This window comes from Acidisoma sp. L85 (genome assembly GCF_009765865.1).
Taxonomy (GTDB): Bacteria; Pseudomonadota; Alphaproteobacteria; order Acetobacterales; family Acetobacteraceae; genus Acidisoma.
This window is the reverse complement of record NZ_LMUQ01000075.1, coordinates 9,403-22,862: the sequence shown is the minus strand read 5'-3', so window position 1 is coordinate 22,862 and position 13,460 is coordinate 9,403. Positions and strand designations below refer to the sequence as shown.

Annotated in this window: 12 protein-coding genes; 5 read left to right on the top strand and 7 right to left on the bottom strand. The window is 60.1% G+C overall.

Features of this window, described 5'->3' with window-relative positions; translation table 11 throughout:
- Positions 1–43: 43 nt before the first annotated feature.
- The 4 genes from GSQ83_RS25565 to GSQ83_RS25550 form a co-directional block, all read right to left on the bottom strand.
- Positions 44–1,168 carry a substrate-binding domain-containing protein gene (locus tag GSQ83_RS25565; RefSeq protein ID WP_158805710.1) on the bottom strand — a complete coding sequence of 375 codons (1,125 nt, stop codon included), beginning with the start codon at positions 1,166–1,168 and terminating at the stop codon, positions 44–46.
- A 462-nt stretch (positions 1,169–1,630) separates the two neighbouring features.
- On the bottom strand, positions 1,631–2,866 hold the full coding sequence (locus GSQ83_RS25560) for an LVIVD repeat-containing protein (protein WP_158805709.1): 1,236 nt from the start codon (positions 2,864–2,866) through the stop codon (positions 1,631–1,633).
- Positions 2,867–2,899: 33 nt separating this feature from the next.
- A complete protein-coding gene (locus GSQ83_RS25555) occupies positions 2,900–3,595 on the bottom strand; it encodes a GntR family transcriptional regulator (protein ID WP_158805708.1) in 696 nt (231 codons plus the stop codon).
- Entirely contained in the window at positions 3,592–4,353 is a 762-nt protein-coding gene (locus tag GSQ83_RS25550) for an HpcH/HpaI aldolase/citrate lyase family protein (RefSeq protein WP_158805707.1), read from the bottom strand. Before GSQ83_RS25550 ends, GSQ83_RS25555 begins: the two co-directional genes overlap by 4 nt.
- 134 nt (positions 4,354–4,487) lie before the next feature.
- On the opposite strand from GSQ83_RS25550, the gene GSQ83_RS25545 reads away from it, so the two are divergent.
- The 4 genes from GSQ83_RS25545 to GSQ83_RS25530 are packed head-to-tail and all read left to right on the top strand — an operon-like array spanning position 4,488 to position 9,101.
- Positions 4,488–6,077, top strand: a complete 1,590-nt coding sequence (locus GSQ83_RS25545; RefSeq protein WP_158805706.1) for a sugar ABC transporter ATP-binding protein — start codon at positions 4,488–4,490, stop codon at positions 6,075–6,077.
- Positions 6,074–7,030, top strand: coding sequence for an ABC transporter permease (locus tag GSQ83_RS25540; RefSeq protein ID WP_158805705.1), 957 nt, complete (start codon positions 6,074–6,076; stop codon positions 7,028–7,030). The genes GSQ83_RS25545 and GSQ83_RS25540 overlap by 4 nt, the downstream gene beginning before the upstream one ends.
- On the top strand, positions 7,027–8,016 hold the full coding sequence (locus tag GSQ83_RS25535; RefSeq protein WP_158805704.1) for an ABC transporter permease: 990 nt from the start codon (positions 7,027–7,029) through the stop codon (positions 8,014–8,016). Before GSQ83_RS25540 ends, GSQ83_RS25535 begins: the two co-directional genes overlap by 4 nt.
- A 50-nt stretch (positions 8,017–8,066) precedes the next feature.
- Entirely contained in the window at positions 8,067–9,101 is a 1,035-nt protein-coding gene (locus GSQ83_RS25530) for a substrate-binding domain-containing protein (protein WP_158805703.1), read from the top strand.
- Between the two features lie 327 nt (positions 9,102–9,428).
- Here GSQ83_RS25530 and GSQ83_RS25525 read toward each other — a convergent pair whose 3' ends face one another.
- Positions 9,429–9,620: a hypothetical protein gene (locus GSQ83_RS25525; protein ID WP_158805702.1), complete on the bottom strand. Its 192-nt coding sequence runs from the start codon at positions 9,618–9,620 to the stop codon at positions 9,429–9,431.
- Positions 9,621–9,864: 244 nt separating this feature from the next.
- Here GSQ83_RS25525 and GSQ83_RS25520 point away from each other — a divergent pair, with 244 nt between their 5' ends.
- On the top strand, positions 9,865–10,842 hold the full coding sequence (locus tag GSQ83_RS25520; protein WP_158805701.1) for a hydroxyacid dehydrogenase: 978 nt from the start codon (positions 9,865–9,867) through the stop codon (positions 10,840–10,842).
- 126 nt (positions 10,843–10,968) lie between these two features.
- On the opposite strand, the gene GSQ83_RS25515 is transcribed toward GSQ83_RS25520, so the two are convergent.
- Positions 10,969–12,051, bottom strand: a complete 1,083-nt coding sequence (locus GSQ83_RS25515) for an IS5 family transposase (RefSeq protein WP_158805700.1) — start codon at positions 12,049–12,051, stop codon at positions 10,969–10,971.
- A 488-nt stretch (positions 12,052–12,539) separates the two neighbouring features.
- Positions 12,540–13,250, bottom strand: coding sequence for an IS6 family transposase (locus tag GSQ83_RS25510; RefSeq protein WP_158805699.1), 711 nt, complete (start codon positions 13,248–13,250; stop codon positions 12,540–12,542).
- Positions 13,251–13,460: the final 210 nt, after the last annotated feature.

Below are 13,460 nucleotides of genomic sequence, written 5' to 3'. Positions count from 1 at the left end.
ATCACCTTCACGACTACCGAGACGGCAATGCCGACGCTCTGCGTCATTCCGGCTGAGGTGGGAAAGAACGACCAATTACGGTTTTGCCCATGGGCAGTACCTCCTGAGCCGCGGTGTTGCCGATGAATCGAGATGGGCGGTCTAGGTATTTGGCGATATTAGCTTTTGTCACCAGAAGCGGACCCGTCCCAATCGGAGCGGCGCCTTCCATTGCACCCGAAAGTTTGATGAAGAACAGCTGCATGAAGGCATAAAAGCCTTCGAAATAAGGTTGCTGATCGAACGTGAACTGCAAAACGTCGTCGGCTATAGCCTGATTAGTAATGGAGTAAACGTCAGTCGTCGAGCCAAAGATCCCCTTCTTGCGGAGGTCATACTTTCGTATCGCCTCCGCCACTCCAACACCGGAGCCGAGATCAACACCGAACATGCCGCGGACTTCGGGATGGCCGAGGTAATATGCCTTAGCATTAGCCACCTGGTTCGCGAAGGTGGTGCCTGTAGCGACGATGTCGTATTTAATATCTCGGCCAGACGACTTTATGACGTGAACGGCGCCGTCGACTCTGGGCTGGAGGCTCAAAGCCCCAGGTGTCGATATCATGATCGCAATTCGACCAGAGTCAATGTACTTCAGTATCTGCTGGCCAATCGCAACACCGAGCGTGTACTGATTTTGGCCGACGTAGCTCAACCTTTGATTGGCGGAGGCCGGCGTGACATCTGAGTTAAAAGAGATCACCGGTATTCCCGCATCAAGCGCTCGTGCGGTCGGATCATTGAACGCATTATCGTCAACCATGGCGACCGCTATTCCGTCAACGCCGGCGGCTATTGCGCTGTTCATGGTTTGAACCATGGCCGGAACCACCGATTCCGTCGACGTCCCAAGCCACTGATAATCGCACCCCAGGAGCTTTGCCGCGTCAGCTAGTCCGTAACGGGTAGGTACGAAGAAAGGATTGGTCGCAGCTTGCGAAACGAAGGTGAAGGTCCACCGAGGATTGCCGAATGCGGTTGGTCCGGCCCCGCTGGCGCCCCACGCCGCCCGGACTAGCTCGGGGAGCGTAGCAGCGCCACCGCCGATTAGCGCGGCGTTTAGAACCGTCCGGCGTCCATATCGGCTCTTGCGGATCTGTCCCGAAGAGCCATCGAAGGGCTTTTGCATGAAAACGATTTCCCCGCTCGGTTTCGCCGCCGGTCATTGGTCGCCGGTCGGTTGTCGACAGACTTTATGCGGAAGCCATTTGCAGCGTCAAGGGCTTGCTCTCCGCACTTGGCTGCGCGCCCGCATTAATTTGCTGTCGTCTACCCGCACTCCGGGTCCTTACATCATGGTTCGTATTCGAAGTTACTCAAGGAAAGTGGACGCCTGCGGGGTCGCGACCGATGTCCAAAGCTTCCGATTTCCCAGCCCACGAAACCCGTAGAGATGCGTTGCATTTTCACAGATTCTGGCTAAATGCACTCCAGGGAAGATAAGCACTTCTGCCAGCGGAACGCGTTGGACTGCAGCGGGCGGTTCAACGAGCGCAGCAGCGGGCCAGCGACGTGGAGCCTTCCTATTTTTTGCCCCTGGGCCGTCGGCTCGCTCCGATGCATCCCCACACGATATTCTACATTTGGTCTGTCAGGCTCCTTTCCACTGTAGGATGTAGAGGCCTGCATTGTAGTCGGTGATATACATGAGCCCGTCCTTCTGGACGTTGACGTCGCAGGTATGAATGACGCGATGGCGATTAGGTCGGGTATCCAGCCACTGCTCAGGTGTGCTCGGCACGAAAAAGCCGATTTCTTGGGGCTGGAATTGATTACGAATATCGAACACTCGGACTCCAGCATTCTGATAGGTCGCAAAAACAATTTCGGAACTCTGGAAGCAGCCCGGTCTGTTCTCGTGCAGATTATGCGGCCCGAAATGGCCTCCCTTAGCAACGTAATCCTGGTCACAAGGCGTCGGGAATGTCGCAATGGTCACCGGGTTTGCCGGCGCGCGAATATCGACAACCCAGGTATATTTCATTGGCTCTTGGTCGATGTCGAGAACCGCCTCGTCGGCCACAATACATAGTCCGCGATCAATCAACGGCAGTGCGCTATGGGTGCCCCCCGCGAAGGGCGGCGACCAGTTGGTGTGTGAGATTAGCTTCGGGGTGACTTTATCCGAAATGTCGAGCAGAGTTAGGCCTCCATCGCGCCAAGAGGCATAGGCGACGCTGCCTTCGATCACCGCATGATGCAGCGCCACGCGGCCAGGCATGGTCATCGTCTCGCCCCCTGCGGCCCACATACCAGGCAGTGCCCAACGGCCGACCTCGCATGGCTTGGCAGGGTTCTCCATGTCGATCACAATGAAGACGTGGTCCGTGTAGCCATCGAGCAATGCGGAAGCATATGCATAGCGATCACCAACCCACCAGATGCGGTGCAGGCCAAGGCCTTCGACCTCCATAAAGCCGATGGCGCGTGGATGCGCTGGGTCAGAGATGTCGTAGACCCGCATGCCCGCGGTATAGTCCTCACCACGCTTGCCGAACTTGCTCGAATGCACCCCTTCAATCGAGTGGCCGTAATACTCAGTCTCTTTCACATAGACGGAGTAAAAATTAAATTCTTCGACCACAAGCAAAAGGTCGTTCGCAGTCTGAATATGAACCGACCAGGACCTGTTATGGGTTGGCAGGAAGTTTACAGGGACCGGGTTGCGCGGATCACGCACATCAATGACGCTGACCCCGCCGCTGAACACGTGACTTACGAAGGCGTGGCCCTTGTGTATCATACATTGGATCCCGTCGGCGCGCCCGGCTTGGCTGCTGCGCCCAACGAATTCTATGTTCCTGGCGGAATCGAAGACTTCGCTCATATTTTAGATTCCATTGCGGTGTCCACTAGCTCCTCATGCGCGCTTGGCAAAAACGAGATCTTGGGTCAGCGAGGCGTTGTAAGTCTCCAGATACCGGTCTTTCGCCAGTGGCAGATGTTCGCGCACGAGGGCGACGAGACGCGAGCGATCACATTGCCGGCAGGCCTCGATCATCGCCCAGTGATCGCTGCAGACCTTGGTAAGAAAACTAGGGTCCATATAGGGATGAAACCGCACCGTCAGCGCGCGCACGGCGCAGACGTCGATCATCTCAGTAAGCACGGGGTTTCCCAGTTGGGCGTAGAGATGTCGGTGAAAGCGGTTGTTGTGATCGAAGATGCGCCGGAGATTCCGATGCGCCACGGCCTTCTCATGGTCGTGCTGGATCGCTACAAGCTCGGCTAATGCCTCGGGCCGCAGCGGCAGAGGCATTCCCTCGACCGCCGCCGTCTCCAACAGCATGCGCACAGCGTAGATCTGCTCGACACGCTCGGGTTGCAGGTCGCGCACGGAGGCGCCCTTATTGCGCTGCCGATCCACGAGTCCGGCCTGCTCAAGCGCCAGCAAAGCTTCGCGCACCGCCGCCCGATGAGAGCGAAAGCGCAGCACCAAATCGGCCTCGACCAAGCGCTCGCGAGGATTGAGGCGGCCGAACACAATGTCATCGCGCAGTGCTTCAACGATCTCCTGGCCTGATGCGGATAGCGATGAATTCGGCCCCTTCGTCATGCAGCAAATTCGGCTAGGAGCTGCTTCGATGCCGCCGCCATGAGACGCAAATCAGAACCAGTGACGAATAGGCGATAGCCCTCCGCTTGCATCCGCTTGGCATAATCAGTCGTCTCGCAAGCAAGTCCGGCCAAGATGTTTGCTTCTACAGCGCTTTGCGCTATGCGGCGCAGCGCGTCGAGCACTTTGCTGTCGTCAGTATCCATACGTGGCGGCCGGCCTAGGCTGGCCGCGATGTCGCTGGGGCCTGCGAAGACGCCGTCCAGACCCGGGACTCGCACAATGGCGTCCAGCGCTTCCAGCCCGCCCAGCGTCTCGATCATTGCGATTGCCAGCACCTGGCCGTTCGCCTTGCTGACATAGTCGTCGCCGAACAACAGCCGCGCGCGCACCGGGCCGAAGCTGCGCGAGCCGAGCGGCGGATAGCGGCAGGCGGCGACCAGCGTCTGGGCCTCAGCCACGGAGCTGACCATTGGACAAATGATGCCACTCGCCCCAGCGTCGAGCAGCCGTCCGATCAGCGCCACGTCCAGCGCAGGTGGACGCACCAGAACGACGGCGCCGAGATTGGTCGTGACCTGCAGCAGCGTCACCATCTCATCGAAGCCGGTCATGCTGTGCTGCATGTCAGCCACCAGACAATCCCATCCCAGTCGCGCGATCATCTCGGCTGACAAGGGCGAGGCGCTGTGCAGCCAAGTTGTTCGTACCCCGCGTCCGGCAGGACTTGCGAGGTCTCCTAGTTTTTGGTGTGGCATTCCGGCCCCTCCTCAAGCCAGCGATATGAGCATTCGCGAAGATTGTCAAATTATATTGTTTGACAATCTCATTATTGTCCGATAACTTCGCGATACTTCCCGCGGAGACGGGGACCGAGATGTGAGGGGAGGATATGCAGGACATCGTCGAGCCCACTTCCTGCCCCGCGACTGCTCGCGCCGAACCGGCAGTCGTCGCATGTCGCCTGATCGATGCGGGAAAAAACTTCGCTGGGGTCTGGGCCGTCCGTCACGTCGATCTCGAGTTCCGCACCGGAGAGGTGCACGCTGTGATGGGGGAGAACGGCGCCGGCAAAAGCACGCTGATGAAGATGCTGCACGGGGTTCATCTGCCTGATGAGGGTCAGGTAGAGGTCTTCGGCCGCATCGTGAGCATGACTTCTCCGCGGTTGGCCGAAGCGGAAGGCATCGCAATGGTGCCGCAAGAACTCGACCTGTTCCCCGATCTGTCGATCGTTGAGAATCTGTTCGTGGGACGTAAGAGGCCGCGCACTCGCCTCGGCATGTTTGACTGGCCCGCGATGCGCCGCGCTGCACTGGCCGCCTTCGCGCGCCTCGATATTGCAATCGACGTCGATGCGTCGGTGCGTTCGCTCTCGGGGGCCAATGCCCAGATGGTGGAGATTGCACGCGCGTTGATGCACGACGCGCGCATCGTCATCATGGACGAGCCTACGGCGGCGCTGACAGAACGCGAGGCGCAGCGGTTGTTTGGTATCTTGGGCGAACTCAAGCGTCGCGGCGTCGCGATCGTCTATATCTCGCACCGTCTCGACGAGGTCTTCCAGATTGCCGATTGCATCACCGTGATGCGAGACGGCGAGCGCATCCATACTGGTCCCACCGGTGATCTTGAAATGGCGACTCTGATCCAGATGATGGTTGGTCGCCCGCTCAGCAAGTTGTTTCACCGTACGCGCCACCCGGCCGGCGACACCATGCTTGAATTACGCAATCTGGGCCGGCGCAGCGCATTTCGCGACATCTCCTTCACGGTTCGTCGCGGTGAGATCGTCGGCATGTCGGGGCTTATCGGGGCCGGCCGGTCCGAAGTCGCGCAGGCAATCTTTGGCGTCGCGCCGGCGACCGAAGGGCAGATCCTCATCGCTGGAGAACCGGTCTCCATCGCGACATCCCGTCAGGGAATCGGCCACGGCATCATCTATGTGCCGGAGGAACGCCGTTCGCAGGGTCTGGTGCTCGAATATGCGATAGATTGGAACATGTCGTTTAGCGCGCTCGATCGCATATCGCGCGGTGGTTTCGTTTCTCGCCGGCGGGAGAAGCAGATCGCCGAGCGATTCCGCAGTCTGTTTTCAATACGCTGCAACGGAGTCGGCGCGCCTGTCGGCTCGCTCTCGGGCGGTAACCAACAGAAGGTCCTGCTGGCGAAAGCGCTCGTGGTGGAACCTGACATCATCCTGCTCGACGAGCCGACTCGGGGTGTCGATGTCGGCGCTAAGGCCGAAATATACCGTATCATTGACGATCTGGCGGCGGCCGGAAAAGCCGTGCTCGTGGTGTCGTCGGAAATGAATGAATTGCTCTCTATGGCCGACCGGATCCTGGTAATGCATCGCGGCCGTCTGACCGGCAGCTTTGACGGACCGGACTTTGCGGTCGCTGAGATAGGCGCCGCCGCCGCCGGCATCTTGGTCGAGCGCGCAGAGGATGTCGCGCTGCATCCCGGAGCGGTCACTTGAAGGTTCTGTGGCTAGACCGCGCCATCAAGCGGCCGGAAGCACCGCCGCTCGCCTTTCTGATGATCATGGCGATCCTACTGGGCCTCACCACGCCAGGCTTTTTGGCCGGCGCCAACCTGCTAAGTATCGTCAGCCAAGTCTCAGTGGTGGGCATCGTGTCCCTCGCACTCAATCAGGTCATCCTCGCCGGCGAAATCGACGTATCAGTAGGCTCCCTTCTGGCTGCCTGCGCGTTCACCTTCGCAACAATGGCGCATGTCACCTCCGGGTTGCTTCTGCCGCTGCTGGCTTCGGTTGCGGTGGGCGCCTGTATCGGCTTGCTCAATGGCGCCATCGTGACAGTAGGCCGCGTGCCGTCCATCGTCGCGACTCTCGGGATGCTGCTCGCATTGCGCGGCGTGGTGCTTCTGCTGGGCGCCAACGGCATTCTGCTTGTGCCTAGTGCAGCCCGTCTATTCGGCCTTAGTACCGTCCTCGGCGTGCCGGTGCCCATAGTCTTCTTGATATTGGTCTTCGCTGGATTGGACATTGCCAATCGCCATACCGAATGGGGCCGCGATGTTTTCGCCGTGGGCAGCAACCGCCGTGCTGCCGATGCCGTTGGCCTTCGTGCGGGCTTCGTGAAATTCCGCTGCTTTGTAGCGGTAGGACTCGGCTGCGGTCTCGCGGGGACCGTCTTCGCAGGCCAGATCGGCGAGATCCAGGCTACCGCAGCGACCGGCTTCGAGCTGCAGGCCATTGCCGCTGTGGTGCTCGGCGGCACCAGCATTACGGGCGGCCGTGGCTCGACCTTCGCTCCAGTGATCGGCGCCGTGCTTGTAGGCGTGATCCTCAATGCTCTGACGCTCAACAGCGTGCCGGGCACATTCGAACAGCTTGTACTTGGCTCGCTGATCCTGGCCGCGATCTCGATCGATGCCGTCCGGTTCCGGGCCCTGAGGAGGGCGTCATGAGCCCGACAATCGCACGGCCGCTGAGCCCTGCGCAGGCGCCCCGGCGCCGCAAACCTTCGCTCACCCGCACGCTGGTCCTTTTCTTGCTCCTGCTCGCGGAGCTGATCGTCTTCAATCTGCTCCTACCTGGCTATATGAGCCCCGGCAGCCTCCTCGACACCTCGCGCACCTTCGTCGAGACCGGTATCCTCGCGCTCGGCATGACCTTCGTCATCATTTCGGGCGGCATCGATCTATCAGTTGCGTCGCTGCTGGCGTTCGTCTCGGTAGTGATGGGGCTTAGCTTCCAGGCGGGCGTGCCGCTACCCGCTGCCATGCTGCTAGGCCTCGCCGCGGGCATTGCGGGAGGACTGCTGAACGGCGCGGCAGTTGCCTATCTTGGGCTGCATCCCTTCGTCGTGACCCTTGCGACCATGGCGATCTATCGCGGTGCGGCCTACGCGATCTCCAATGCGGCGGCGGTGTCGGACTTTCCACCTTGGTTCACCACCATCGGCCAATCCTACTTCGCGAACGGGCTGGTGCCCACGCAGCTGCCCGCCCTTCTGGTGGCAGCGATCGCGCTGTGGCTGCTGTTGTCGCGCACTAGCTTCGGACGCCGCGTCTACAGCGTCGGCGCCAATGAGATCGCCACTCGCTTCTCCGGCGTGTCGGTGGAGCGCACTAAGCTCGCGATCTACGGTCTGATGGGGGGCCTAGTCGCAGTGGCAGCAATCATCCAGACCGCAAGGCTTTCCACCGCGCGTGCCAATGCCTCTATGGGCTTGGAACTGCCCGTGATTGCCATGGTCGTGTTGGGGGGCACCCGTATCACGGGAGGTGCGGGCAGTATCCTCGGCACTCTGCTGGGCGTACTGGTATTAGCATATCTGCAAGATGGTCTAGCCTCAGTCGGTGTACGTAACGATTGGGGGCTCGTCGTGGTTGGCGCATTCCTCATCCTGGGCGTGCTGGCCAACGAATTCTTTCGCAAGTCGCCACGCTGACTTGTGAGACACTCAACCGGCGGAACGCCGAAAATTCCAGGGAGAAGACAATGCGTCATACTAACCAGCCACCAATCGGCCCATGGAGTCCGAACAGGCGGCAGACGCTGCAGGGGCTCGGCTTAGGCCTGTTCGCCGGCGCTAGTACACTTCTAAGTCGCTCGGCGCTGGCCGCAGGTGGTGTCGTCGCCTTCGTGCCGAAATTCACCAGCGATCCCTACTTCGTCTCCGCGAACCATGGTGCGCAGGAGGCCGGCAAGGCCCTCGGCCTGACAGTGCATTACAACGGACCAGTTGATGCCGATGTAGCCGGCCAAGTCGATATCGTAGACCGACTGGTGCGCAGCGGCGTCTCCGCGATTTCGATATGCGCGCTGGATCCCACGGCGCTGGCGCCGTCGCTGCTGCGCGCACGGCGCAAGGGCATCAAGGTCAACACTTGGGACGCGGATGTGACGCCCGACGCACGAGAGGTCTTCCTCAACCAGGCTTCCTACACCGCGATCGGAGACGCTATCGTCGACATCATGGCGAAGGGCGCTGGCACCTCGGGCGATTTCGTGATGGTGACTGGCTCGCTTACCGCCTCTAACATGCTGGCGTGGATGAAGGCTATCAAGGCCACTATCGCGGCGAAATATCCCGGCATGGTCATAAAAACGACACTGTTGGGCGAGCAAGACATCCAGAAGGGCACCGACATCACACTTAACTACCTGCGTTCGCACCCCGAAACCAAAGGCGTCTTCACGGTCGACGGTGTGGCCGAGGTCAGCGTCGCCGAGGCAGTCAAGCAGCTCGGCCTATCGGGCAAGATCACGATAGCTGGGATCGGCGTGCCAAACTCCATCCGTCCATACATCAAGAGCGGCATCGTCAAGCAAGCTGTGCTGTGGAGCCCAGTCGACATCGGCTATGCTGCGATATACATCACTAGGGCGCAGTTGGATGGCACGCTGGATCCGGCGAAGGGGTTCGTCACAGCGGGTCGCCTGGGTAATCTAAAGTTCACCTCTAAAGACGAGATTCTGCTCGGACCGCCACTGGTGTTCACGCAGGCCAACATCGACAATTATCACTTCTGACCTTCGGGAGGCCGGTGAGGACCGGCCTATTCCGGCCTAGGAAATGCCCCTAATCCCACTGACCATCCGTATTCTTCAAAGGCCTGTCGACCGCTTGCGCGTGGGCAATCGTGTCTTCCGACTTGATAACACTGCTTCTCGGATGGGGCATCGTTGTCTTGATCGACAACACCATTCGGATCAGAAAGCGGACGAATCGCGAGAGGGACAGGTCTAAGTGACAAGCCTCGCGATGAACAAATTAACCCGCAGCGAGCTAAGGTATCTCGTGGTTGACGATCCTCATGCCTCCGGCTGCGACGTCCAGAATGTCGCAATTCGAGCTATTCACCAGCACCCGGCGCTTTGCCAAGGTCTTCCCTTCGCGCTCTCCCCCGCGGTTCTCGCGCCGCGTCGCCATCTGATCGCGTCGACTTCGGCGAGCGGACCTTCGAGTTTGGGGTTCAGTTTGTTCAGGAGGGCCACGCGGCGGGCGTCTTCGAAATGGCCACTGAGTTCGCCGCCCAAATCGGGCGACATCACGTCGCTCCTGCGCCAAATTTTGCTGAACTACCAGCGGTTGACTAAGCGAGCGGCGCGGATAAGGCGATAGTCGATGCTCAGGCCGCGCTTGCTTCGTCGCGGCGCAAGACCCGTCCGAAGCAATCGACTGACCGAGGTCGTGTTGGCGAACAAACTTTCCTTCTCCAGCGAGATTTTGCCGCGGTCATGCTCATTGTCACCCGTCAATCGCGCCACATGAACCAGGACCGGTCATCATCCAATGAAAAGTCGCAAGAAAGTCCTCGTGATTCAAGCCATCAGCGAAGAAGCGCTGCGCCTATTTGACGAGCACGGCGGTATTGACTACGAAATTTTGACTGATACGAGTGCAGAAAACATAGCTGCTCACGTCAATGATGTCGACGCGATCACCATTCGGGACGCGCCGCTGCCGGCCTCCGCCTTGGCAAAAGCGCGGACACTGCGGGTCATCTCGCGCCACGGCGTGGGCTACGACAACGTGCCGCTGTCATTCTGTAACGAGCATAAGATCCCGGTGACGATCATTGGCGACGTCAATGCGGTGTCCGTCGCCGAGCACGCCCTATTCCTGATGCTGGCGGTTGCCAGAAATGGCACCCGCTTCGACCGCGCGATACGGGCCGGGGACTTCGGGATTCGGAGCCGGATCACAGCGATGGAACTGCGCGGCAAGACGTTACTACTGGTCGGCTACGGACGCGTTGGCCAGGAATTCGCCATGCGCGCGAGAGCGTTGGGCATGACGATCGTGGGCTTCGATCCCTTCATCGTTCCCACGCGCTTTCCGGAGGTGAAATTCTTCGACGCCCTGGCGGACGCGCTGGCGGCTGCCGACGTGGTGTCACTGCATGTGCCGCTCAACGACGGAACCCGCGATATGATCGATGCAAAGGCCCTGACGCAGATGAAGAGAGGAGCGATCTTGCTTAACGCAGCGAGGGGCGGCATCGTAGACGAATCTGCACTTGTCGCGTCGCTCGAAAACGGCCACCTGCGGGGTGCCGGGCTGGATGTGTTCCTGCGTGAGCCATTACCAGCTAGCGATCCGCTGTTAACACGCGAGGAAATCGTCCTCAGTCCACATTGCGCAGCCTTGACCGCGGAATGTTTGATTGAAATGGGCAGAGCCACCGTGCGCAACGTGCTCGCCGCCTTCGACGGCACTTTGGACCCAGCTCTTGTTGTCAATCGCGGCAGTCTCTTAACAGGCCGCTGAAGAATGCCCGTGACGGCGGACTTTCCCCTGTTGTAGTGCCGGTTTTGAATGTCTACGGCGGATTTCATCGTTTTTGCCGGAGCCCCAAAGCCTCTGAGTCGGCCGTGAGGCATAGTGCGCACAGACTCATCCCATTGGCAGCAGCTTTGGTAGCCGGACCAAATTGTAAGCCAGCGCCTTCAATGTGAACATCCAACCCACCCGGGCCAGCCCGCGGTGCTTGGTTTGCGCCAAGCCCGCCACCTCCTTGATCCAGCCATTCGCCTCCTCGATCTGTTTGCGGATGGTTTGGCTTAGGCGATAGCCATCATGCCGCGTGGTGCGTCCGTCGATAGTCGACCCGCGATGCGCCGTGATGTTCTGCGCCACGTGCGGTGTCACTCTGAGATCGCGCGCCGCGCTCACGAACCTTGCCGTGTCGTAGGCCTTATCTGCGCCCACGGTCGCGCGCGCGGCGGCTGGCAAATCGCCCAGCATGTCAAGCGCCGCCTTACATTCCGCTGTGCCGGTGGAGTGCGTCAGCCGCGCATCGACCAGCAGGCCGTTTCGGTTCTCCATCAGCAAATGACCGGTAAAGGCTAGTTTCGCCTCGCTGCCCTTGGACTTCTTGGCCAGCCGCGCATCTGGATCAGTGGTTGAGGCATGCGTCTCGTTGGAGCGTCTGTCGTTGTGAAAATCCCGCTCGCCGTTGCGTCCGGGTCCGGCGTCCTGATCGTTGCCATCCTTACGACGGAAGCTCTTCATGGAGGCCCATGCCTGGATCAGTGTGCCATCCACTGAGAAATGTTCCGCCGACAGAAGCCCCCGCACCTCGGGCAGGTTCAGTACAGCGTCGAGAAACTCAGCGGCAACGTCGCCGGCGAGCAGCCGATCGCGGTTATGGCTGAACACCGTGGGCACCCATACCGGCTCGTCTACAGACAGCCCAACGAACCAGCGGAAGAGCAGATTGTAGTTCAACTGCTCCATCAACTGCCGCTCCGAACGTATGGTGTAGAAGGCTTGCAGCAGCAGGGCGCGCAGCAGCTTCTCGGGCGGGATCGAAGGCCGCCCAACGGCGGGATAGAGTGCCGCGAACTTGGGGGACAGCGCAGTCAGCGCGGTGTCCGTCACGCGGCGGATGGTCCGCAGCGGATGATCAGCCGGCACCCGGCTGTCCGGGCGGACGTAGCTGAAAAGCTTGTCATTCTGGTAATCCGTTCCACGCATCTTGACCCACGTCTTGCCCGCTGAAGTACGCCATAGAATCCGATACGCTCGCCTCGCCGCAAGGGTTTTCAGCAGCCTGTTCTCATGTTCGCTGTCAAGGACGAGGGCGTGTCTCACCTGCCGGCAGCAACCGGGTAAGAATTTCTTCAGCGCGGGTGCGCAAAGCAGGAGACAGGGCCCAAAGACGCCGGTTCAACAAGCTCTCATGCGCGGGTTGGATACCGCATTTCCGGGTTTCGTCTTGGGGCTGCCTCGATCTAGAGGCGAGCGTCGGTCGGTAGACCGGCTCTCATGTTCGCTGTCAAGGACGAGGGCGTGTCTCACCTGCCGGCAGCAACCGGGTAAGAATTTCTTCAGCGCGGGTGCGCAAAGCAGGAGACAGGGCCCAAAGACGCCGGTTCAACAAGCTCTCATGCGCGGGTTGGATGGCATCGTCAACTTAGTTAGGCGTGGTCACGCTCGTGCGCCTGTCGCCCCCAATATTGCTGTTACACCGCTGTTCGGGCGCAGGTCTCCTCATCCCAGACTCTAAAGGCCATAGCACGCACAGATCGGTAGTGGTCCGCAGTCATCAGATGCCGGCGAGGACGGCTATGTCCGTAGATCAAGGCATGGGCGAAGAGAAAGTGCTGCGCCTGTCGCGTCGACTTGAATCGCTGCATCTGCCGCTCTCGGCGCCGAGTCGGCCGATGAGAGTTCTCGGCTCGATTGTTGAGGTAGCGACTCTGCCGATGCTCGACATCGGGCAGAAGCTCACGCTTCGCAACTCCATAACTCTTCAACTTGTCCGTGATGATGACGCGCGGAGAATAGTCCAAACCTTTCAGCAGCCGCTTGAAGAAGCGCTTCGCAGCGGTGGCATCTCGGCGGCTCTGCACGAGGACATCGAGCACGACCCCGTTCTGGTCGACAGCCCGCCAGAGATAACGCTGCTCGCCGTGGATCCGGATGAAAACCTCATCCATGTGCCACTTGTCCCCAGGCCGCGGCCGGCGGCGGCGCAGATTGTTCGCGAAGCTCGCGCCGAATTTGAGACACCACCGCCTAATGCTCTCGTAGGAGACAACCACGCCCCGCTCCGCCAAGATCAGCTCAACGTCACGAAGGCTCAGGCTGAACACGTGATAGAGCCACACCGCGTGGCTGATGAGCTCAGCCGGGAAACGGTGGCGGTAGTGCGGACTGGGAGGCTTCTTCATCCTGTCATCTTTGCCGAGGTTGACGTTCCGCGCCAGTTAGCGTGACGATGCCTGGGTGGGGATTACCGGTTACGCTACCTCCAGTTGACGGGCCGTTCCCTCGTTATCTGCCCATGCTGCGGCGGCGGGATGATCAACGTCGCCGCCATCCCGCCAGAGAAGGCAACGCACAACATGCCGATCTGGAACAGCTCATGACATCATCGGAGG

Coding starts and splice junctions, on each gene's coding strand:
- GSQ83_RS25565 (WP_158805710.1), bottom strand. CDS start 1,168: ATGCAAAAGCCCTTCGATGGCTCTTCGGGACAGATCCGCAAGAGCCGA.
- GSQ83_RS25560 (WP_158805709.1), bottom strand. CDS start 2,866: ATGAGCGAAGTCTTCGATTCCGCCAGGAACATAGAATTCGTTGGGCGC.
- GSQ83_RS25555 (WP_158805708.1), bottom strand. CDS start 3,595: ATGACGAAGGGGCCGAATTCATCGCTATCCGCATCAGGCCAGGAGATC.
- GSQ83_RS25550 (WP_158805707.1), bottom strand. CDS start 4,353: ATGCCACACCAAAAACTAGGAGACCTCGCAAGTCCTGCCGGACGCGGG.
- GSQ83_RS25545 (WP_158805706.1), top strand. CDS start 4,488: ATGCAGGACATCGTCGAGCCCACTTCCTGCCCCGCGACTGCTCGCGCC.
- GSQ83_RS25535 (WP_158805704.1), top strand. CDS start 7,027: ATGAGCCCGACAATCGCACGGCCGCTGAGCCCTGCGCAGGCGCCCCGG.
- GSQ83_RS25530 (WP_158805703.1), top strand. CDS start 8,067: ATGCGTCATACTAACCAGCCACCAATCGGCCCATGGAGTCCGAACAGG.
- GSQ83_RS25525 (WP_158805702.1), bottom strand. CDS start 9,620: ATGTCGCCCGATTTGGGCGGCGAACTCAGTGGCCATTTCGAAGACGCC.
- GSQ83_RS25520 (WP_158805701.1), top strand. CDS start 9,865: ATGAAAAGTCGCAAGAAAGTCCTCGTGATTCAAGCCATCAGCGAAGAA.
- GSQ83_RS25515 (WP_158805700.1), bottom strand. CDS start 12,051: ATGCGTGGAACGGATTACCAGAATGACAAGCTTTTCAGCTACGTCCGC.
- GSQ83_RS25510 (WP_158805699.1), bottom strand. CDS start 13,250: ATGAAGAAGCCTCCCAGTCCGCACTACCGCCACCGTTTCCCGGCTGAG.